We start from the raw sequence: 21,089 nt of genomic DNA on the forward strand, positions 1-21,089 counted from the left end.
GGGCCCCGACCGCCGAGACGGCCGGGGCCCTCACCGCTTCCCGCAGCCGCGCCGACACCGGCTTCGCCCCCGCCCCGATCACGGGCACCCGGGCCCGGGCCCGACCGGGTCGCGGGGACGAGCCCGGCGCCAGCTTCGAGGGGGAGGGGCGCTCGCGCAGGTCCCGGTGGTGCCGGAGTGGCGGGAGGGCGCGCCTGGCTCCTGGGAGCGGGGGCGTCTCCGCGTCCCGCATCATCACGGGCGCCCCGGGCTCCAGCCCGGCCACGTCGCTGCGGAGTCCCGTACTACCTCGGGCCACCCCGGGTTCCGTCCGGCCGGGGCGCGGGCGGAATCACCGGGGTGGCTCGCTCGCAAGAGGGGGGCTCCCTCGCGCGCCCCAGCGATGTCGGAGTGGCGGGGGCCCGGCCAGCCGCCCCCAGCGGTGGCGCCGTCGGGTCCCGCACCAGCTGCGAACGCCCTGGGCTCCCGCTCAGCCACGACGCAGGCGGCGTCACCGGCGGCTCGCACGAGGGGCGCTCGCGCGGGCACCACGGTGTCGGAGTGGCGGGAGGGACTGCCGGCCCCCTGGAGCGGTGCCGTCCACGACGGCGCGGGTCGCGGGCCGGGCGACTGGGGCGGCTGGGCGGCCCGCCCGTCGGGGTCTCGCCCGTGGTGCCGCGTCCGTCGGGGTCTCGCCTGTGGTGGCGCGTCCGTCGGGGTCTCGCCCGTGGTGTCGCGCCCGCGGCGGTCTCGCCCGTCGGAGTCTCGCCTGTGGCCCCGCGCCCATCGGGGTCTCGCCCGTGGCGCCGCGCACGTCGAGGTCGAGCGCGTGGGGGGCGACCCCTGGTGAAGGGGCAGGTGGGGATCGCCCCGGCGGCCCGGGCTCGCCGAGGTGTGCCCTCGCCGGTGGGCGGCCCGCCCCCGGCGTCCAGGGCACGCCGTGCGTCGGCTGAAGGGCCAGCCGGCTCGGGCCGGCCGACCCGGTCCGCACGGCAAGGCCTAGGCTCACCGTCATGCCTGCGGCCAAGAAGCGCACTCGGACCTATGACCCCGTCAAGACCCGGGCGGCGGTGCTCGCCCAGTTCGGGAAGGTGCGGGAAGGGGTCGCCGGACTCGGGGCCGGGCAGCTCGCGCTGCCGACGCGGCTCGGTGAGTGGCGAGTGCGGGAGCTGGTGGCGCACATCGGGATGGCGCTCACCGCCATCGGGCGCGCCCTCGCCCTCCCGGAGCCCCCGAAGCAGGACGCCGTGCTGCTCGACTGGCCGTTCGCCACCTCCGCCGACTCCCCGGCCATCGACGACTTCACCCGGTGGCTGACCGCGGAACACCCCGACCTCGACGGCTACCTCGCCGCCGTCGAGCGCGACCTCGTCGAACAGCTCGACACCCACCCCGGCACACGGCTGCTCCAGACCAACGCCGGCGCGCTGCCGCTCGCCGACTACCTCGTCACCCGCGCCGTCGAGCTGGTCGTCCACACGGACGACCTCAACGCCGCCGTGCCGGGCCTCGCCGTCCCCCTGGACCGCCAGGCCCTCGCCACCACCACCCGGCTCCTCGCGGACGCGCTCGCCGTCAAGGCGCCCGGCGGCGCGACGGAGGTGCGCGTGCCGCCGTACGCCGTCGTGCAGTGTGTCGAGGGCCCGCGGCACACCCGCGGCACACCGCCGAACGTCGTCGAGACGGACCCGCTGACCTGGATCAGGCTGGCGACCGGACGGCAGACCTGGGCCGAGGCCAGGGACGCGGCGAAGGTCAGCGCGAGCGGCGAGCGGGCCGATCTGGGAGCGCTCCTGCCGCTGATGTCCTGACCCGGCCCACGCAGAATGGTGTGCGACACCTCACTCGTGCATACGGACCGCGACCGCGCGAACCCCTTCGAGTTGCGGCACCGGTGGCCTCAGGATCGCCGTATAGCGTGTCTGACCTGCGTAAACAAGTTGATCATCGATGGATCGGACCAACGAAGATCCAGTTACCGGCAGGTATCGCCAATTCGGACCAGTGGTCGATCTCGCCTACACTCGGTGGCGTGCCACGTGGTGACGGTCGACTCAATCACGATCTGCTTCCCGGCGAGAAGGGCCCCCAGGACGCTTGTGGCGTCTTCGGTGTCTGGGCTCCGGGCGAAGAGGTCGCAAAGCTCACGTACTTCGGGCTCTACGCCCTCCAGCATCGGGGCCAGGAATCCGCGGGTATCGCGGTCAGCAACGGCTCCCAGATCCTCGTCTTCAAGGACATGGGCCTCGTCTCCCAGGTCTTCGACGAGACCTCGCTCGGTTCGCTCCAGGGTCACATCGCGGTCGGACACGCCCGCTACTCGACCACCGGCGCCTCCGTGTGGGAGAACGCCCAGCCGACGTTCCGGGCCACCGCGCACGGCTCGATCGCGCTCGGCCACAACGGCAACCTCGTCAACACCGCCCAGCTCGCCGAGATGGTCGCCGACCTGCCCAAGCAGGAGGGCCGCACCCCGCGCGTCGCGGCGACCAACGACACCGACCTGCTCACCGCGCTGCTCGCGGCCCAGGTCGACGAGGACGGCAGGCCGCTGACCATCGAGGAGGCGGCCCACCAGGTCCTCCCGCAGGTCAAGGGCGCCTTCAGCCTCGTCTTCATGGACGAGCACACCCTCTACGCCGGCCGTGACCCGCAGGGCATCCGCCCGCTGGTCCTCGGCCGCCTCGAGCGCGGCTGGGTCGTCGCCTCCGAGTCCGCCGCCCTCGACATCTGCGGCGCCAGCTTCGTCCGGGAGATCGAGCCGGGCGAGTTCGTCGCCATCGACGAGAACGGCCTGCGCACCTCTCGATTCGCGGAAGCGAAGCCCAAGGGCTGTGTCTTCGAGTACGTGTACCTGGCCCGCCCCGACACCGACATCGCCGGGCGGAACGTGTACGCGTCCCGTGTGGAGATGGGCCGCAAGCTCGCCAAGGAGGCCCCCGCCGAGGCCGATCTGGTCATAGCGACCCCGGAGTCCGGCACCCCCGCCGCCATCGGCTACGCGGAGGCCTCGGGCATCCCCTTCGGCAGCGGCCTGGTCAAGAACGCCTACGTCGGCCGGACCTTCATCCAGCCCTCGCAGACGATCCGCCAGCTCGGCATCCGCCTGAAGCTGAACCCGCTCAAGGACGTCATCCGGGGCAAGCGCCTGGTCGTCGTCGACGACTCGATCGTGCGCGGCAACACGCAGCGCGCGCTCGTGCGGATGCTGCGCGAGGCCGGCGCCGCCGAGGTCCACATCCGGATCTCCTCCCCGCCCGTGAAGTGGCCCTGCTTCTTCGGCATCGACTTCGCCACGCGCGCGGAGCTGATTGCCAACGGCATGACCATCGACGAGATCGGCACCTCGCTCGGCGCCGACTCCCTGGCGTACATCTCCATCGACGGCATGATCGAGGCGACCACCATCGCCAAGCCGAACCTCTGCCGGGCCTGCTTCGACGGCGAGTACCCGATGGAGCTCCCGGACCCCGAGCTGCTCGGCAAGCAGCTGCTGGAGACGGAGCTGGCCGCCGGCCCGGCCGCCACGGCCGCCGCCGACGCGATCCGCCGCCCGTAGACGGCCCGCAACCGCTGCCGTACGACACGAAAGTTCTCACCAGCCATGTCTGAGACCCCCCTTGCCGAGGGCGGCGCCAGCTACGCAGCCGCGGGCGTCGACATCGAAGCGGGCGACCGCGCCGTCGAGCTGATGAAGGAGTGGGTGAAGAAGACGCAGCGCCCCGAGGTCCTCGGCGGCCTCGGCGGATTCGCCGGCCTCTTCGACGCCTCCGCCCTCAAGCGCTACGAGCGTCCGCTGCTCGCCTCCGCCACGGACGGCGTGGGCACGAAGGTGGACATCGCCCGCCAGCTCGGCGTCTACGACACGATCGGCCACGACCTGGTCGCCATGGTCATGGACGACATCGTCGTGTGCGGTGCCGAGCCGCTGTTCATGACCGACTACATCTGCGTCGGCAAGGTCCACCCCGAGCGGGTCGCCGCCATCGTCAAGGGCATCGCCGAAGGCTGTGTGCTGGCCGGCTGCGCCCTGGTCGGCGGTGAGACGGCCGAACACCCCGGCCTGCTCGGTGCGGACGACTTCGACGTCGCCGGCGCCGGAACGGGCGTCGTGGAGGCCGACCGGCTGCTCGGCGCGGATCGCATCCGCACGGGTGACACCGTGATCGCCATGGCGTCCTCCGGCCTTCACTCGAACGGGTACTCGCTGGTCCGGCACGTCCTGCTGAACCAGGCGGGCCTCGCCCTCGACGCCCGGATCGACGACCTCGGCCGCACCCTTGGCGAGGAGCTCCTGGAGCCCACCAAGATCTACTCGCTGGACTGCCTGGCCCTGACCCGTACGACGGACGTGCACGCCTTCTCGCACATCACCGGCGGCGGACTCGCGGCCAACCTGGCCCGGGTCATCCCCGACGGGCTGCACGCGACGGTGGACCGCTCCACCTGGGCCCCGGCCCCGATCTTCGACCTCGTCGGCAGGACGGGCTCGGTCGAGCGCCTGGAGCTGGAGAAGACCCTGAACATGGGCGTCGGCATGATCGCGATCGTGCCCCAGGAGTCGGCGGACGTGGCCCTCGCCACCCTCGCCGACCGTGGCGTCGAGGCATGGGTCGCCGGTGAGATCACCGAGCGCGGTGACCACACCACCGGAGCCGAACTCGTCGGGGACTACGCGAGCTGAGCCCTGCGGGGCAGCACAAGACCCGGTCGGTGACCGAAGTCACCGACCGGGTGGATGCTCACAGCGAGGTCAAGCGCCGCGACGATGGTGGTGGTGGGACAAATCGTCGTCCTCGTCGTCCTCGTCGTCCCCGTACAGATCGGCGTACCGTGCGTACGGGTCGTCGTCTTCCTCATCGTCATCGTCCTCGAACGGTTCGCCATTCGGCGGCATGTTCGATGGCGATGCGCCCAGCTCTTCGGCCAGGCGTGAGAGATCCGTCCCGCCGCTGTTGTACTTCAGCTGGCGGGCGACCTTCGCTTGCTTGGCCTTGGCCCGGCCGCGCCCCATGGCTCGACCCCCTCAACGACGGGGCTCGCTGGCCCCAGGTTGACACGCGTTCATGATCCAGAGCGGTCTCTCCTCGGAGAGCCCGTCGTAGGGCTCCCACGGTACCTGAGCCCACGCCCGTACGGTACGTCGCCCGTAGCACGCGCGTGTGCGCAGGACCTGTGAGACGTCCCGTCCTCGCTGGTCAGTGGCGATTTTAACCACTTATCGGCGGCCGACCCGCCGGGAAGAGTGAGAGTTCTCTCTAACTTTCCACCCGGCGGTACCGACCAAACCCTCGGGACGCCTCCGGCGGGCCCGCTACCGGAACCTCACCATCCGCGCGTCCTGGCCGCCTCGTGCATCCGCTGCTCGGCGATCCGGTCCGCCGCCGCGGCCGGCGGAATCCCGTCCTCCTTCGCACGTGCGAAGATCGCGAGCGTGGTGTCGAAGATCTTCGACGCCTTCGCCTTGCAGCGCTCGAAGTCGAAACCGTGCAGTTCGTCGGCGACCTGGATGACCCCGCCGGCGTTCACCACGTAGTCCGGCGCGTAGAGGATGCCGCGGTCGGAGAGGTCCTTCTCGACGCCCGGGTGGGCCAGCTGGTTGTTGGCCGCGCCGCAGACGATCCGCGCGGTGAGCGCGGGGACCGACGTGTCGTTCAGCGCGCCGCCGAGCGCGCAGGGGGCGTAGATGTCGAGCCCCTCGGTGCTGATCAGCGCCTCGGTGTCGGGGGCGGCCGTCACGCCCTGCGGGTGCCGGTCGAGGACGCGGCGTACGGCGTCCTCGCGGACGTCGGTGACGACGACCTCGGCGCCCTCGGCGCGCAGGTGCTCCACCAGGTGGTGGCCGACCTTGCCGACGCCGGCGACACCGACCCGGCGGCCGCGCAGCGAGGGGTCGCCCCAGGTGTGCTGGGCCGAGGCCCGCATGCCCTGGTAGACGCCGAAGGCGGTCAGCACGGAGGAGTCGCCCGCGCCGCCGTTCTCCGGTGAGCGGCCGGTCGTCCAGCGGCACTCACGGGCCACCACGTCCATGTCGGAGACGTAGGTGCCGACATCGCAGGCCGTCACGTACCGGCCTCCGAGAGAGGCCACGAAACGGCCGTAGGCGAGCAGCAGCTCTTCGGTCTTGATCGTGTCCGGGTTGCCGATGATCACGGCCTTCCCGCCGCCGTGGTCCAGACCGGCCAGGGCGTTCTTGTACGACATCCCGCGCGCGAGGTTCAGCGCGTCGGCGACGGCCTCCGCCTCGGTCGCGTAGGGGTAGAACCGGGTTCCGCCGAGTGCGGGGCCCAGCGCGGTGGAGTGGAGGGCGATGACGGCCTTGAGGCCGCTCTTGCGGTCCTGGCAGAGCACGACTTGCTCGTGACCCGTCTGCTCCGAGTGGAACAGACTGTGCAGGACGCCGTTGTCTACGTCGGTCACGGTGGTGACTCCTGGGTAACTCGCGGCGATCGGGACGCAGGCGCCCCAGGGGTGGCGGGGGCCTGTGGGACGAGCGTAGAGCCTGCGCGGCCCGTCGAACGCGCACTCTTACGGATCACCTCCGTCCGGATGCCGGATGACCTCCTCCCGGAGTACGCCCGTGCGACCATGCGCAGGCGTTTCCCGTGTCCCCGCGCGCGGGCCGATCAGGTTTCCCGGCCGGGTGGCGGGGGAGGGAGCAGGCGTGCCCAAGGTGTCCTCGGTGATCGTCCCCTATGCGACCTACCTGCGCGTGTACGAGCCGCTGGCCGCCTTCCCCGAGCCCGAGCGCACCCACTGGACGCGCTACGCCCGCCGCCCCGACCGCCCCTCCTACCAGGACGAGCTGCGCCGCTCGCTGGCCGATCTGCTGCCCACCCCGCCGGTGGCGGTGCCGGTCCACGAGAGCGGGGAGGCGTTCGTCGCCGAGATGGACGGCGTGCTGCACATCTGTCCGTGGCGCACCCGGCTGCGCGGCTGGCAGGCCCTGTCCGAGCTGGGCGACGAACTCCCCCGTTCGGTTCTGGAGGCGGTGCTCCCGGAGGTCGTACGGGCCCAGGCGGCGAAGGACTACGAGCGCTGGCGCGAGCGCAATCCCGACGCGCGCCCCTGGATCCGCACGGCGACCTGGCAGGTGCCCCTGAACTGGTTCGTGCTCTTCTCCGACGAGGAGCGGGTGTACGAGAAGGGGACGGGGGAGTCCGCGCCCGTGCTGCGGTACCGCACGCCGATGGTGCAGGCGCGGCGGCGGACGGCCCGGGGGCTGCGCACGCTCAAGCAGTCCCTGGACGACGGGCCGCTCGTCGACGGTCTGCTGGACGTGGGCCGCTGGCTGGAGGAGTTCCATCCGCGTTCACTGGTGGAACTGGACTACGGCGGCCTGGTGCACACCCTTCCGGCCGGGCATCTGGAGGGCGACCACTCGGCGGCGGACGTGGCCGAGGGCATCGAGGCGCTGCGGGTGGGCGACGGGGCGGCGGCCGGCGAGGCGTACGGGCGGCTCGTCGAGCGGTGGCGGGCGGTGCGGGACCGGCGTTCGGCCAATTAGGGGACCCCCTCGCACACCTGTCGGATCCGGCATGCTGTGATCTGACGATGTGACAGTAGCGACAGCGCTTTCACAAAGTGACCTACGTCACGGCCGAAAAGGGTCGAACAGCGTACGGTCAACCGCACTTCACGGAACTGACGGGACGTAGATCCCCGATCCGGGCTTATGGCGCAAGGGTGACGGACCGCACGTACGCGGCCCTTGCGTAGCTTGCCCCTCCTCGTGCCAAAATAGGACAAGGAGTCCGGGGAGGGCTCCATCCGCCTACTTATGCTCCATGGTGGGGGGAATCTCGGCATTGCACGCTATGGGGGGTCTCGTGACTCCTGAGCGCCCCTGTGACTGATCGTCACAGGGGCGTGACTGTCCGCTATGGCATGGTCCATCGGCTTCCGTCGCCGATGAACACCTGGGGGGCAATTCCATCGGTTTGGCCGACGCGGCTGGACAGATGGTGTAGTTGTAGTGCCGAGGACAAGCCGTTCGTCCTATAACCGACTCGACTCGCGTCCGCCATTTCGGGCAACGCGGGTCAAGGTGCAGAATTTAGAGGAAAGAACCGAGAAGGTTCGGTTCTCCCGAGGAGGCCGCTCATGACCGCTCGCACCCCTGATGCTGAGCCGCTGCTGACCCCGGCTGAGGTCGCCACCATGTTCCGCGTGGACCCGAAGACGGTCACGCGGTGGGCGAAGGCCGGCAAGCTCACGTCGATCCGCACGCTCGGCGGACACCGCCGTTACCGCGAGGCCGAGGTCCGCGCCCTGCTGGCGGGTATCCCGCAGCAGCGCAGCGAGGCCTGAACAACTGAATAACCGGGCAACACCTCAGGTCCCCCAACCTGTGCGAACGCCCGAAACCTAGCTCCAAGCGACGTGGGTCCTGCCCCAACAGGCCCCTCGCCCATCGGGAACGTCGTCGATCGCGCTGGACTCCGCCGGGTCCAGCGCGATCTTTTTTGTGCGCTTGAGGCCGCTCGACGGCGCCTGGGCGGTCGGATCGGGTCGGTCTGTGAGCGAGCCTGTCGGACTCTGGGGAGGGTCTGCGTGGGTTCCTGGAAACCCCTGACGCGGGGCTCCGGAGGTGTCCCGGGGACTTCCACCCTCGTGGTGCAATTGCACATATTAAATTGACCAGTTGTCGGAGACGGGTAAGAACGCCCGGTTCCAAAACTTATTCCGTGATGCCTGTCACATGCCGGTGGCCTTGTTGCGGCGGGTTCCGCTGCGCTAGTGGAGGACCGGCAACTACCCCTGGCGGCACCGCCGTTGATCAAGCGGTCGAGGAGGCCCCGTCCGCCGGGGCGTCCTCCGGCGCCTCCCCGGGGCCCTGGGCGCCCCGTGGGGCGCCGTCCAGGGCCAGCCGCAGCAGGCGGTGGCAGATCGGACAGTGGCGGGTCAGATGCCCGTACGACGACGCGGCCGACAGGTGCGCGCGGAGTAACGCCCGCGTCTCGTGCCTAGCCGATGCCGCCATACGCCACCTCCAGGAGGGCCACGGGAACGTGCCCTGAGTTCTGGGGTACCGAGCGAATGTGACGCCGTCAAGGGAGCCGCCGGGTGGGCGGCCCGGGGGGAGGGGGCAACCGGACACGGGGAGGGCCCCGCGGTGGGTGCCCCGCCTCCGGCGGCCGGGGGAACGCGAAGAAGCCCGGATTCGGCCCGGGGACGCGAAGAAGCCCGGATCCGAAGATCCGGGCTTCCCCTGTTGCGGTCCTGACGGGATTTGAACCCGCGGCCTCCACCTTGACAGGGTGGCGAGCACTCCAAACTGCTCCACAGGACCAGGCTTTGCGGCACTTCGCGCTGCGCTGTGCTGCGAGAAGGACTGTACAGGAGGGTGAGCCCGCTGGTCGAACTCACCCTCCGTGAGCTTCTCGTCACGGAGCGGCCGCGTCGATCGCCTTCACGATCCGCTTGTCCGAGACCGGGTACGCCGTGCCCAGCGCATGGGCGAAGTAGCTGACCCGGAGCTCCTCGATCATCCAGCGGATCTCCAGCACCGAGGACGGCACGGGCCGGCCCTGGGGCAGCTGCTCCAGGAGCCAGGCGAACTCGTCCTGCATCTCGTGGACCTTCTCCATGCGCGTGGTGTCCCGCTGGACCGCCGTCGGCATCTGCTGAAGGCGCCGGTCGGCGGCCACCAGGTAGCGCATGAGGTCCGGGAGCCTGCGCAGCCCCGCCCAGGTCACGAAGCCGGGCTTCACCAGGGCGTCCAACTGCTTGCGCACGTCCGTCAGGTTCGCGAGCAGCGCGGGGCTGCGCACGCTCTTCAGGCGCCGCTCACAGGCCTGCCAGGCGGCCAGCACCTGCTGCACCTGCCCGACGGTCCGCACGGTCGTGTCGACGATCTCCGCGCGCACCTTGTCGTACAGCTTCCGGTACGACTCCTCGTCCCACGCCGGCCCGCCGAAGTCGGCGATCAGCCGGTCCGCCGCCGCCATCGCGCAGTCGTCGAAGAGGGCCTGGATCGAACCGTGCGGATTGGCCGACAGAGCGAGCTTCTGAGCGTTCGTGAGCTTTTCGGACGCGAACTTCGCAGGGTTGACCGGGATGTTGCGCAGAATGAGCCGCCGGGTGCCCTTCCACATGGCCTCCGCCTGCTCCGCCTCCGTGTCGAAGAGGCGTACGGAGACGGTGTCCCCGTCGTCCACGAGGGCCGGGTAGGCCTTCACCGGCTGGCCCGCGCGGCGGGTCTCGAACACCTGGGTCAGGGAGCCGATGGACCAGTCCGTCAGCCCTTCGCGCTCCAGCGACTCACCGCCCTGCCGTTCGGCGGTGGCGGCGGCCGCCTGGGAGATGGCCTGGCGCGCCTTCGGCTTCAGCCGCAGCTTCAGCGCCTCCAGGTCCTTGTCCTCGGCCAGCTTGCGCCGCCGCTCGTCGACGATCCGGAAGGTGATCCTCAGATGGTCGGGGAGCTTCGACCAGTCGAAGTCCTCCGCCTCGAAGGGGACACCGACCATCCGCTTGAGATCACGGGCCATGGCGGTGGTGAGCGGCTCCTGGAGGGGGACCGCCTGGTCCAGGAAGCGCCGGGCGAAGTTCGGCGCCGGCACGTAGTTGCGGCGGACCGGCTTGGGCAGGGAGCGGATCAGCTCGGTGACGACCTCCGCCCGCAGGCCGGGGATCTGCCAGTCGAAACCGTCGTCCGTGACCTGGTTGAGGACCTGCAGCGGGATGTGGACCGTCACACCGTCCGCGTCCGCGCCCGGTTCGAACTGGTACGTCACCCGGAACTTCAGCTGCCCCTGCCGCCAGGAGTCGGGATAGTCGGCCTTGGTGACCGCCTCCGCCGACTCGCGGATGAGCATCTCCCGCTCGAAGTCCAGGAAGTCGGGCTGCTCGTGCCGCTTGCGCTTCCACCAGGAGTCGAAGTGGGCCCCGGACACCACATGCTCGGGCACCCGCTGGTCGTAGAAGTCGAAGAGCGTCTCGTCGTCCACGACGATGTCCCGGCGCCGGGCCCGGTTCTCCAGCTCCTCGACCTCGCTGAGGAGTCTGCGGTTGTCGGCGAAGAACTTGTGGTGCGTCCGCCAGTCGCCCTCGACGAGCGCGTTGCGGATGAACAGCTCGCGGCTCGCCTCCGGGTCGATCCGGCCGTAGTTGACCTTCCGCTGGGCGATGATCGGTACGCCGTACAGCGTGACCTTCTCGAACGCCATCACGGCCGCCATGTCCTTCTCCCAGTGCGGCTCGCTGTACGTCCGCTTCAGGAGATGCCCGGCGAGCGGCTCCACCCACTCCGGCTCGATCTTCGCGTTGACCCGCGCCCAGAGCCGGGACGTCTCGACCAGCTCGGCCGACATCACGAACCGCGGCGTCTTCTTGAACAGCGCCGAACCCGGGAAGATCGCGAACTTGGCGCTGCGCGCGCCCAGGTACTCGTTCTTCGCGCCCTCCTTCACGTCCTTCATGCCGATGTGCGAGAGCAGACCGGCGAGGAGGGACACATGGATGCTGTCGCCCGAGGCGTCCTGCTCGTCGAGCGGGAGGCCCATCTGCTTGGCGACCGTTCGCAGCTGCGTATAGATGTCCTGCCACTCCCGGATGCGCAGGAAGTTCAGGTACTCCTGCTTGCACATCCGGCGGAAGGACGACGAGCCGCGCTCGCGCTGCTGCTCACGGACGTACCGCCACAGGTTGAGGTACGCCAGGAAATCGCTGGTCTCGTCCTTGAAGCGGGCGTGCTGCTGGTCGGCCTGGGTCTGTTTGTCGGCCGGGCGTTCGCGCGGGTCCTGGATCGACAGCGCGGCGGCTATCACCATGACCTCGCGGACGCAGCCGTTCTTCTCGGCCTCCAGGACCATCCGGGCCAGACGCGGGTCGACGGGGAGCTGGGCCAGCTTGCGGCCGGTCTGCGTCAGCCGGTTGCGTGGGTCCTTCTGGGCCGGGTCGAGCGCGTTCAGTTCCTGGAGCAGCTGGACGCCGTCGCGGATGTTGCGGTGGTCCGGCGGGTCGATGAACGGGAACTTCTCGATGTCACCGAGGCCGGCCGCGGTCATCTGCAGGATGACGGAGGCGAGGTTCGTACGGAGGATCTCGGCGTCCGTGAACTCCGGACGGGCGTTGAAGTCGTCCTCGCTGTAGAGACGGATGCAGATGCCGTCGCTGGTGCGGCCGCAGCGGCCCTTGCGCTGGTTGGCGCTGGCCTGGCTGATCGGCTCGATCGGCAGGCGCTGCACCTTGGTGCGGTGGCTGTAGCGGCTGATCCGGGCGAAGCCGGGATCGATGACGTACTTGATGCCCGGGACGGTGAGGGAGGTCTCGGCGACGTTGGTCGCCAGAACGATCCTGCGGCCGGTGTGCGGCTGGAAGACGCGGTGCTGCTCGGCGTGCGACAGGCGGGCGTACAGCGGCAGCACCTCGGTGAACCGGTACTGCTTCTTCTCCAGCGCGTCCGCCGTGTCCCGGATCTCGCGCTCACCGGAGAGGAAGACGAGGATGTCGCCGCGGCCCTCGGCCTGGAGTTCCTCCACGGCGTCGCAGATCGCGGTGATCTGGTCCCGGTCGGCGTCCTCGGAGTCCTCCTCCAGGAGTGGCCGGTAGCGCACCTCGACCGGATACGTCCGTCCGCTGACCTCGATGATCGGGGCGTCGCCGAAGTGGCGGGAGAAGCGTTCGGGATCGATGGTCGCCGAGGTGATGACGACCTTCAGGTCGGGCCGCCGCGGCAGCAGCTGCGCCAGGTACCCCAGCAGGAAGTCGATGTTCAGGGACCGCTCGTGGGCCTCGTCGATGATGATCGTGTCGTAGGCGCGCAGCTCGCGGTCCGTCTGGATCTCGGCGAGCAGGATGCCGTCCGTCATCAGCTTCACGAAGGTGGCGTCCGGGTTCACCTGGTCGGTGAAGCGGACCTTCCAGCCGACGGCCTCACCGAGCGGCGTCCGCAGCTCCTCGGCGACGCGTTCGGCGACGGTACGGGCCGCGATCCTCCTGGGCTGGGTGTGCCCGATCATCCCGCGCACCCCCCGCCCGAGTTCCAGGCAGATCTTGGGGATCTGGGTGGTCTTACCGGATCCGGTCTCACCGGCGACGATGACGACCTGGTGATCACGGATGGCGGCCGCGATCTCGTCCTTCTTCTGGCTGACCGGGAGCTGCTCGGGATACGTGACGGCCGGGACGCGGTCGCGCCTGAGGACCATCCGCTCCTCGACCCGTGCGACCTCGGCCTCGATCTCGGCGAGGACCGCGGCACGGGCCTCCGGCTTGCGGATCTTGCGGGCGCCTTCGAGCCTGCGTCCGAGCCGGTGCGCGTCGCGCAGGGACAGCTCGGCCAGGCGAGGGGCGAGGGCGCCGAGGGCGGGGGCAGGGTGCGTAGACATACGCGGTCCAGGATCTCATCCCGGCCAAATACGTGGCGAACCTTTTTGGGCCCGCCGGCCGTACCCCCACCCGCTCCCGGCCCCGCCCGCCCCCGCACCCGTCCTCGCGGGCGTCACCGCACGTCGACGTAGTCCTCGGTTCCGCTGCCGACGAAGTGCTTGCTGTCCGGGTAGAGGAACACGGGCACCCAGGTGCCGTCCTGCTGGGCCTTGAAGCCCTTGCTGAAGGAGCCGTTCGCCCTGGTGGTGACCGTGGTCATCAGGTACCACGAGGTCGTGCCCCTGGGCTGGAACAGGATCTGCACCTTCTTGCCCCCGTACGCCTTCCACGCGGTCGTACCGGGCTTCGCCTCCTGCAGCACGCCCGTGACGGTGATCGTGCGGCCCTTGCGGACCGGTTCGGGAGAGGCGTTCGCGCCCTTGATCCTGGTGAGGGAGCGGTTCTTGCGCAGGGGCTTGCTGGTGCCGCCCTTGATGTCCTTCGTGGCGGACCCGGCGTAGCGCAGCCGCCAGTACCCGTCGGTGTACCCGGGGATCCTGTCGACGATGAACTGTGAGCCGAAGCTGGTCTTCACGGTCTTCTTGGTGGTCCAGCCGGTGCTGCCGTTGGGCGAGTACTGGATGTCGACGGCCACCTGGCCGCCGAAGTAGTTCCCGACCACGTCGACGATGCCGGTGACCTCGAGCTCGGCGTACTCGTTCAGCTGGGCGGTGAACTCGGGGAAGCGCGTCGTCGAGGTGACGGCCACCTTCACGTCGACGTGCGCGGTGCGCTGGATCCAGGCGTTGTACGGATACGGCGGGAAGCCCACCTCGTAGGTGGTGGTGCCGTACGCGTACGTGGACAGGGTGAAGCGGCCGTTCTCGTCCGTGGTCGCGTCGATCGCGTGGGAGGTGGAGCTGTCCTTGTAGTCCATCTCGACCGGGATGCCGGCCAGTGGCTTCCACTGGCCGCCGCTCTGGTACTCCAGGGTCCCGCTGACCTTGAGCGGGTCGTTGGCCGTGAGGTGGAAATCGGTCTTGTCGAGGACGAAGCGGGTGGGAGCGGCCTTCGGCGTGATGCCGCGGACGGGGCTGTACGCCCAGCCCGGCTCACCCTCGTACTGGGCACGGGCCCAGCCGCCCTCCTGTATCTCCCTGGAGGCGGAGAAGTGCCCGTCCTCGTCCGTGACCGCGGTGGTCTCCAGACGGCCGAGGTCGAGGTTCACGGTGGCGCCGGCGAAGGGCGAGGTCTCCCGGGTGCTCGGGTCGCGCATCACCATGGCGCCCGTGGCGGTGACGGTCTTGTTCTCGATGTCCGGCTCGGTCGGTGTGACCGTGAAGTCCGTGAAGACGGGCTGCTTGCGGTAGCGCAGGGTGCCCGCGTCCTTCTGGACGGTGGTCTCGCCCGCCGCGTTGGTGGCCTCGACGTCGATCGTGTAGTCGCCGAGGGTGTCCAGGTGGACGGGTGGGGAGGACCAGACGCCCTCCCACTGGCTGATGTAGTACGTCTGCTTGAAGTCCGTGACCGTGGCGACCGGCGGTTCGGACTGGCTGCTGCCGACCGGGCGGAGGGCCACGGTGACCTTGTCGATCTCGCTGCCGTAGTTGAGCCGTACGTCGACGACCGACCAGTCGGCCTGGTCGCTGTACGCCTGGAGCACGTTCGGTCCCACGGCGTGCGCCGTGACGGGCAGGGCGAGCGTGGAGAACAGGACGGCGCCGGCCGTGACCAGTCCCCGTGTGATGCGTCTCAAGAACCCCCCTAGGTTCTCTGCGAGCTACGTGAGCGACGAAAACCCCCTCCGGTTACCCGGAGGGGGTTTTCGATCTGAGTGGCTGGGGCCGGGGTCGAACCGGCGACCTATCGCTTTTCAGGCGATCGCTCGTACCAACTGAGCTACCCAGCCACGAGGTTTCACGTGAAACCTCAGCGGTCCTGACGGGATTTGAACCCGCGGCCTCCACCTTGACAGGGTGGCGAGCACTCCAAACTGCTCCACAGGACCAAGCTGTTGTGTACGACAGTGTCGCACACGGTGTTGCGTGCCCCCAACGGGATTCGAACCCGTGCTACCGCCTTGAAAGGGCGGCGTCCTAGGCCGCTAGACGATGAGGGCTATCGGCCCGCCTGGGCGCTTCTCAGCGCGTCGGGGACGTGAGAAGCATATGGGATGGCGGGAGGGATCGCCAAAACGGTTTACGGGGAGGGGGTGGAAGGGGGCCTGAGGGAGGGGGGCGAGGTGGCGGAGGGCGGGGTCGGCGGAGGCGTCGGGGTCTCGGTCGGGGTGGGGGTGGGGGTCTCGGGCGGGGTCGGGGAGGCGCCGGGCCGGTTCTCCTTCGGGAGGTGGCGGCTCACCTCTGCCGTCGTCAGACCCAGGCCGCCCAGTTTGATCTCGTCCCAGGCCTGGAGGCGCTTGGTGCCGCGGTCGAAGTAGAGGATCGACGCCTCGATGGGGTCGGGGTACTCGCCCTCGACGGCCCGCAGGCCGCTGCCGCCCGTCGAGCCCTCCACGCGCAGCCGGGTGCCGTTCTTCATGACCTCCGTCTGCTCGTGGTGGAGGTGGCCGGAGAGGACCAGCGGAACCGTGCCGTCGGTGCGGCGGGCGGCGGAGGGCTCGTGGACGACGGCCACGTCGACCGGGGTGCCGGCCGCCGTCTCGGTGCGCAGCGCCTCCGCCAGGCGGTCCCCGGCCGCCTCCTCGGACGCCCCGGCGCCCGGCACCGAGGAGCGGTCGGGGGTGAACTGGGGATCGCCCATCCCCGCGAAGCGCAGCCCGGCGACGGTCTCGGCGCGGCCGTCGTCGAGGACGTGCACGTTCTTGATGCGGTCCAGGTGGCTCTGGGTGACGCGGGAGTCGTGGTTGCCGCGCACCCAGACGTACGGCGCGCCCAGGTCGGCGACGGGGTCGAGGAAGCCGTTCTCGGCGGACGTGCCGTGGTCCATGGTGTCGCCGGAGTCGACGATCACATTGACCTTGTACTGCTCCACCAGCGAGGCGATGATCTTCCAGCTCGCGGGGTTGAGATGGATGTCGGAGACGTGCAGGACGCGGACCGTGCTGGGGTCGGGCTGGTAGGCGGGAAGCGTCGAGGTGACGTCGTAGAGCTTGGTCACGTTCGTCACCAGTCGGGCCAGTTCCCGCTGGTAGACGTCGAACTCGGTGACGATGCTGCGCGCGTTGCCGACGAGCGAGGGCGCGGAGGACAGCAGGCCGGAGAACCGGGGTTCGAGGACCGACTTGGGGTTCCAGGTGGCGTACGCGGTGGCACCGGAGGCGGCGAGCAGGGCCAGGGCGAGGCCGCCCGCGGCGAGGGCGCGGCGGGGGCGGCGGTAGACGACGAGCCCGAGGGCGGTGGCGCCGGAGACGACGGCGACGCAGGACCGTACGGCGAGGTCGAGGGTGCCGTGCTGGACGTCGTGGGCGACCTCGCCCTGGAGGCCGGAGAGCCGCTCGGGGTGGTCGACGAGGGCCTGGGAGCGGGCCGGGTCGAGCTGGTCGACGTTCACGTCGAGGCGGACCGGGGCGGTGTGGCTGTCGAGGGAGAGAGCGCCGAGCGGGGAGACGTTGATCTTGGTGCCGCCGGTGAGGGAGGGGCGCAGGGTCATCGTCGTGTTCATGGGGCCGACCGGTACGCGCACGTTCCCGACGATCAGCAGACCCAGCCAGGCACCCAGCAGCACGACCGCGACGAGACCGAGGCCGCGGGACCAGGGGTGCGGGCGGGGCGCGAGTGCGAGGACGGGGGCGGACGAGGCGGAGGGCGTACGGGGGACGCGGACACGGACGCGAGCCATTGGTGCCGTATGCCCGGGTGTGCGTCCGGGTATGCGGTCGGCCGGCGTCCGTCCGGCCGGCGGTCAGCGCATGGGCCTGTGCCGGAGATGACGCGCGAGGAACTCGCCAGGAGGTCAGCCCCAGCCCAGTTCGTGGAGCCGCGCGTCCTCGATGCCGAAGTGGTGCGCCACCTCGTGCACGACCGTGACGGCCACCTCGTGGACTACTTCCTCCGGCGTCTCGCAGTGGCGCAGGGTCGGGCCCTTGTAGATCGTGATGCGATCCGGCAGCACTCCCGCGTACCACTCTCCGCGCTCCGTGAGGGGGGTCCCCTCGTAGAGGCCCAGTAGCTCCGGGTCGTCGGCGGGCGGTTCGTCCTCGACGAACACGGCCACGTTGTCCATGACCCGCGTCAGCTCAGGCGGGATCTTGTCCAGGGCCTCACTCACCAGCTCTTCGAACGCATCGCGCGTCATCTCCAGCACAGGGCCATTGTCAACGACGGGGCGCGTAATCGGAGGAGCGCGGACGCCCCCCATCCGCCACGGGGGCGACTCACCCGAGCTGACGACCGCGGCCGACTGAGGGCCGCGCTCGCCCGGTGGCCGCGCCCGGCGCGCTTCGTGAACGGGGCGCGTGTCCTCCCGTGGGCGGCGGGAGTTGGTGAGGTGACTCATCTTGCGCCTGCACCGGAGGTGGCCCCGTGCGCCCCATGTACGTACCCGTTCGTCTGGCCGCCACCGTCCTGGCCGTGACCGCCGCCGCCGGCTGCATGAGCGTGGGGAACGACGCGGAGGGCCCGGTCAAGCCGTCGCACTCGGCGGGGCGGCACGGCGGCGCGGAGCCCGACGGCGGTCCGGCGGGGGTGGGCGGCGGCTACATGGGCGCCGTCGGCGGGGACGGCAAGCACGGGCACGGCAAGCACCGGGGCAAGCACGGGGCGAGCGCCTCCGCCTCCGCGAGCGCCTCGCCGTCCGCCGGTGCGAGCGCGTCGGCGCCGGCGGGCCCGGCCAAGCCGGGGCGGACGGTGCCGCCCGGCGAGCCCGCGCCGACGGACGCGCAGCCGACGGCGCCCGGCTCGCCCGCCCCCGAGCCGCCGGCGCCCTCCCCCGAGCCGCCGACCCCGGCGCCGGACCCGACGGTCGCGGAACCCTCGTCCTCCGCGCACGAGGAGACCGGCGGCGGAACGGGCGCCCAGCTGCTCCAGCGGGAGCCGGCGCCGGAGGCGGGCGTGCCGGTGTAGTGCCGGGCGCGCCGCGCTGCGCCGCCGGGTGGCGTGACGAGGGTCTCCCCGGTGTTCCGGGGTCTTGATTTGCCTTCGGTGGGGCAGGGTGCGTATGGTGGTAGATCGTTTGATCCCATTTGCCCGGCGCCACCACAGAGCGCGCCGTGTGGCGCGTACTCTCCCTTGCCGTGGCGGACCGCATTGAGGCGGTCGTAATGCGAACACGGAGTTGACGGGCGCGTGCCGACGAGACTCCGGAAGGTTTCGCTTACGCATGTCCATTTTCAGTGCCGATCACGCTGTCCTGTCTGAGGACACCCAGGCCGCCGAGGCCTCCCAGGCCGTCGAGAACGAGGCGCTCCAGGCGCTCGAGAACATCGGTGACGCCGACCTCGACAACGAGATCCTCGACATCGTCGAGGTGACCGACGAGATCGACGAGATCGACGAGGCCGACCAGGCCGACCAGGCCGACGAGACCACCGAGATCACCTTCGCCGCCCTGGGCCTGCCCGAGGGCGTCGTGCGCAAGCTCGCGCAGAACGGTGTGACGGTCCCCTTCCCGATCCAGGCCGCGACCATCCCGGACGCCCTGGCCGGCAAGGACATCCTCGGCCGCGGCCGCACCGGCTCCGGCAAGACCCTCTCCTTCGGTCTGCCGACCCTGGCCACGCTGGCCGGCGGTCACACCCAGAAGCACAAGCCGCGCGCCGTCATCCTCACCCCCACCCGTGAGCTGGCGATGCAGGTCGCCGACGCGCTCCAGCCGTACGGCGACGTCCTCGGCCTGAAGATGAAGGTCGTCTGCGGCGGCACGTCCATGGGCAACCAGATCTACGCCCTGGAGCGCGGCGTCGACATCCTCGTCGCCACCCCGGGCCGGCTGCGCGACATCATCAACCGCGGTGCCTGCTCCCTCGAGGACGTGCAGATCGCCGTCCTCGACGAGGCCGACCAGATGTCCGACCTGGGCTTCCTGCCCGAGGTGACGGAGCTGCTCGACCAGGTGCCGACCGGCGGCCAGCGCATGCTCTTCTCCGCGACCATGGAGAACGAGATCAAGACCCTCGTCGACCGCTACCTGAACAAGCCGGTCTCGCACGAGGTCGACGCCGCGCAGGGCGCCGTCACGACCATGTCCCACCACATCCTGATCGTGAAGCCCAAGGACAAGGCGCCGGTCACCGCCGCGATCGCCTCCCGCAAGGGCCGCACCATCATCTTCGTCCGCACCCAGCTGGGCGCCGACCGCGTCGCCGAGCAGCTGCGCGAGGCGGGCGTGAAGGCGGACGCGCTGCACGGCGGCATGACGCAGGGCGCGCGGACCCGCACCCTCGCCGACTTCAAGGACGGGTACGTGAACGTCCTGGTCGCGACCGACGTCGCCGCCCGCGGCATCCACGTCGACGGCATCGACCTGGTCCTCAACGTCGACCCGGCCGGCGACCACAAGGACTACCTGCACCGGGCCGGCCGTACGGCGCGCGCCGGGCGCACGGGCACGGTCGTCTCGCTCTCCCTGCCGCACCAGCGCCGGCAGATCTTCCGGCTGATGGAGGACGCGGGCGTCGACGCCGCGCGCCACATCATCCAGGGCGGTGCCGCCTTCGACCCGGAGGTCGCCGAGATCACCGGCGCCCGTTCGATGACCGAGGTCCAGGCCGAGTCCGCGGGCAACGCCGCCCAGCAGGCCGAGCGCGAGGTCGCCCACCTCACCAAGCAGCTGGAGCGGGCGCAGCGCCGTGCGAGCGAGCTGCGCGAGGAGGCGGACCGCCTGGTCGCCCGGGTCGCCCGCGAGCGCGGCGAGGACCCCGAGGCGGCGGTGGCCGAGGCGCAGGAGCAGGCCGAGGCCGAGGTGCAGGCGGCGGTCGAGGCGGCCTCCGTCCCCGAGCAGCCGGCCGCGCGTGACGTCGACCGGGCCGCGCGTGAGGAGCGCACGCCGTCCACGCCGTCGTACGAGCGCCGTGACAACCGTGACGAGCGGGGTGGCCGTTCCTTCGAGCGCCGCGACGACCGCGGTGGCTTCCGCCGTGACGACCGCGACAACCGCGGTGGTGGCTTCAACCGCGACAATCGCGGTGGCGGCTTCAACCGGGACAACCGCGACAACCGCGACCGTGACGACCGCGGCGGCCGTTCCTTCGAGCGCCGTGACAACCGTGACGAGCGGGGTGGCCGTTCCTTCGAGCGCCGCGACGACCGGGGCGGTTTCCGCCGTGACGACCGCGACAACCGCGGTGGTGGCTTCAACCGCGACAACCGCGGTGGCGGCTTCAACCGGGACAACCGCGACCGTGACGAGCGCGGCGGCCGTTCCTTCGAGCGCCGTGACGACCGGGGCGGTTTCCGCCGTGAGGACCGCGACAACCGTGGTGGCGGCTTCAACCGGGACAACCGCGACCGTGACGAGCGCGGCGGCCGTTCCTTCGAGCGCCGCGACGACCGGGGCTTCGAGCGCCGTGACGACCGTGGCGGTTTCCGCCGCGACGACCGTGCCGGTCACCGTGGCAGCGACCGCCCGTTCAACCGCGACCGCCGCGACGACCGCCCGGGCTTCCGCTCCGGCGGCCACGACCGCCCGTTCGGCCGCCGTGACGACCACCGCGGTGACCACCGTGGCAGCGGCTCGTTCGGCCGCCGCGACGACAAGCCGCGCTGGAAGCGCAACGGCTGACGCAGCCCCGTAGCCGGCTGACCGAAGGGCCCGTACGACTCACCGTCGTACGGGCCCTTCCGGCATCCCGGCCCGACGACCGCACTTTTCAGCCAAGTTGTGACGTGTGTCACGCCCTCCGG

Annotated in this window: 14 protein-coding genes and 4 tRNA genes; 7 read left to right on the forward strand and 11 right to left on the reverse strand. The window is 70.7% G+C overall.

Annotation, left to right across the window (positions count from 1 at the left end):
• The first annotated feature begins 992 nt into the window (after positions 1-992).
• The 3 genes from AQJ58_RS29635 to purM all read left to right on the forward strand — a co-directional run bounded on the left by AQJ58_RS29635 (position 993) and on the right by purM (position 4,663).
• Positions 993-1,790 carry a maleylpyruvate isomerase family mycothiol-dependent enzyme gene (locus AQJ58_RS29635; protein ID WP_067255655.1) on the forward strand — a complete coding sequence of 266 codons (798 nt, stop codon included), beginning with the start codon at positions 993-995 and terminating at the stop codon, positions 1,788-1,790.
• Positions 1,791-2,011: 221 nt separating this feature from the next.
• Positions 2,012-3,538: an amidophosphoribosyltransferase gene (purF, locus tag AQJ58_RS29640; protein WP_067255657.1), complete on the forward strand. Its 1,527-nt coding sequence runs from the start codon at positions 2,012-2,014 to the stop codon at positions 3,536-3,538.
• Between the two features lie 45 nt (positions 3,539-3,583).
• Positions 3,584-4,663 (forward strand): phosphoribosylformylglycinamidine cyclo-ligase, encoded by a 1,080-nt coding sequence (gene purM / locus AQJ58_RS29645; RefSeq protein ID WP_067255659.1) that lies wholly within the window; start codon positions 3,584-3,586, stop codon positions 4,661-4,663.
• Positions 4,664-4,732: 69 nt separating this feature from the next.
• On the opposite strand, the gene AQJ58_RS29650 is transcribed toward purM, so the two are convergent.
• Both AQJ58_RS29650 and AQJ58_RS29655 read right to left on the reverse strand, forming a co-directional pair.
• Positions 4,733-4,993, reverse strand: coding sequence for a DUF3073 domain-containing protein (locus AQJ58_RS29650; protein WP_067255660.1), 261 nt, complete (start codon positions 4,991-4,993; stop codon positions 4,733-4,735).
• Between the two features lie 311 nt (positions 4,994-5,304).
• The gene (locus tag AQJ58_RS29655) at positions 5,305-6,399 is read right to left on the reverse strand and encodes a Leu/Phe/Val dehydrogenase (RefSeq protein ID WP_067255662.1); all 1,095 of its coding nucleotides are present in this window, start codon (positions 6,397-6,399) and stop codon (positions 5,305-5,307) included.
• A gap of 244 nt (positions 6,400-6,643) precedes the next feature.
• Between AQJ58_RS29655 and AQJ58_RS29660 the strand changes: the two genes are divergently transcribed.
• Both AQJ58_RS29660 and bldC read left to right on the forward strand, forming a co-directional pair.
• On the forward strand, positions 6,644-7,486 hold the full coding sequence (locus tag AQJ58_RS29660) for a DUF8083 family protein (RefSeq protein ID WP_067255663.1): 843 nt from the start codon (positions 6,644-6,646) through the stop codon (positions 7,484-7,486).
• 596 nt (positions 7,487-8,082) lie between these two features.
• Positions 8,083-8,289 (forward strand): developmental transcriptional regulator BldC, encoded by a 207-nt coding sequence (bldC, locus tag AQJ58_RS29665; RefSeq protein ID WP_003949541.1) that lies wholly within the window; start codon positions 8,083-8,085, stop codon positions 8,287-8,289.
• A gap of 469 nt (positions 8,290-8,758) precedes the next feature.
• On the opposite strand, the gene AQJ58_RS29670 is transcribed toward bldC, so the two are convergent.
• From AQJ58_RS29670 to AQJ58_RS29710, 9 genes are all read right to left on the reverse strand, one after another.
• Positions 8,759-8,962: a DUF6274 family protein gene (locus AQJ58_RS29670; protein ID WP_067255665.1), complete on the reverse strand. Its 204-nt coding sequence runs from the start codon at positions 8,960-8,962 to the stop codon at positions 8,759-8,761.
• Between the two features lie 234 nt (positions 8,963-9,196).
• Positions 9,197-9,271, reverse strand: a tRNA-Asp gene (locus tag AQJ58_RS29675).
• Positions 9,272-9,365: 94 nt separating this feature from the next.
• On the reverse strand, positions 9,366-13,310 hold the full coding sequence (hrpA, locus tag AQJ58_RS29680; RefSeq protein ID WP_067255667.1) for an ATP-dependent RNA helicase HrpA: 3,945 nt from the start codon (positions 13,308-13,310) through the stop codon (positions 9,366-9,368).
• Between the two features lie 113 nt (positions 13,311-13,423).
• The gene (locus AQJ58_RS29685) at positions 13,424-15,046 is read right to left on the reverse strand and encodes a hypothetical protein (protein WP_199844714.1); all 1,623 of its coding nucleotides are present in this window, start codon (positions 15,044-15,046) and stop codon (positions 13,424-13,426) included.
• Between the two features lie 79 nt (positions 15,047-15,125).
• Positions 15,126-15,199 (reverse strand) — tRNA-Phe (locus AQJ58_RS29690).
• A gap of 24 nt (positions 15,200-15,223) precedes the next feature.
• Positions 15,224-15,298, reverse strand: a tRNA-Asp gene (locus AQJ58_RS29695).
• 38 nt (positions 15,299-15,336) lie between these two features.
• Positions 15,337-15,409, reverse strand: a tRNA-Glu gene (locus tag AQJ58_RS29700).
• A gap of 80 nt (positions 15,410-15,489) precedes the next feature.
• A complete protein-coding gene (locus AQJ58_RS29705; RefSeq protein ID WP_067255669.1) occupies positions 15,490-17,088 on the reverse strand; it encodes a metallophosphoesterase family protein in 1,599 nt (532 codons plus the stop codon).
• Between the two features lie 114 nt (positions 17,089-17,202).
• Entirely contained in the window at positions 17,203-17,553 is a 351-nt protein-coding gene (locus tag AQJ58_RS29710; protein WP_067255670.1) for a metallopeptidase family protein, read from the reverse strand.
• Between the two features lie 218 nt (positions 17,554-17,771).
• Here AQJ58_RS29710 and AQJ58_RS29715 point away from each other — a divergent pair, with 218 nt between their 5' ends.
• Both AQJ58_RS29715 and AQJ58_RS29720 read left to right on the forward strand, forming a co-directional pair.
• On the forward strand, positions 17,772-18,311 hold the full coding sequence (locus AQJ58_RS29715) for a hypothetical protein (protein ID WP_067255672.1): 540 nt from the start codon (positions 17,772-17,774) through the stop codon (positions 18,309-18,311).
• Positions 18,312-18,567: 256 nt separating this feature from the next.
• Positions 18,568-20,967, forward strand: coding sequence for a DEAD/DEAH box helicase (locus AQJ58_RS29720; RefSeq protein WP_079079321.1), 2,400 nt, complete (start codon positions 18,568-18,570; stop codon positions 20,965-20,967).
• Positions 20,968-21,089: the final 122 nt, after the last annotated feature.

Origin of the sequence: Streptomyces sp. DSM 15324, assembly GCF_001514285.1 — a bacterium.
Classification (GTDB): domain Bacteria; phylum Actinomycetota; class Actinomycetes; order Streptomycetales; family Streptomycetaceae; genus Streptomyces.

Bases quoted from the DNA above. Each gene is read 5' to 3' on its own strand.
- AQJ58_RS29720 (WP_079079321.1), top strand. From the start codon at position 18,568: ATGTCCATTTTCAGTGCCGATCACGCTGTCCTGTCTGAGGACACCCAG.
- AQJ58_RS29705 (WP_067255669.1), bottom strand. From the start codon at position 17,088: ATGGCTCGCGTCCGTGTCCGCGTCCCCCGTACGCCCTCCGCCTCGTCC.
- bldC (WP_003949541.1), top strand. From the start codon at position 8,083: ATGACCGCTCGCACCCCTGATGCTGAGCCGCTGCTGACCCCGGCTGAG.
- AQJ58_RS29650 (WP_067255660.1), bottom strand. From the start codon at position 4,993: ATGGGGCGCGGCCGGGCCAAGGCCAAGCAAGCGAAGGTCGCCCGCCAG.
- hrpA (WP_067255667.1), bottom strand. From the start codon at position 13,310: ATGTCTACGCACCCTGCCCCCGCCCTCGGCGCCCTCGCCCCTCGCCTG.
- AQJ58_RS29635 (WP_067255655.1), top strand. From the start codon at position 993: ATGCCTGCGGCCAAGAAGCGCACTCGGACCTATGACCCCGTCAAGACC.
- AQJ58_RS29670 (WP_067255665.1), bottom strand. From the start codon at position 8,962: ATGGCGGCATCGGCTAGGCACGAGACGCGGGCGTTACTCCGCGCGCAC.
- purM (WP_067255659.1), top strand. From the start codon at position 3,584: ATGTCTGAGACCCCCCTTGCCGAGGGCGGCGCCAGCTACGCAGCCGCG.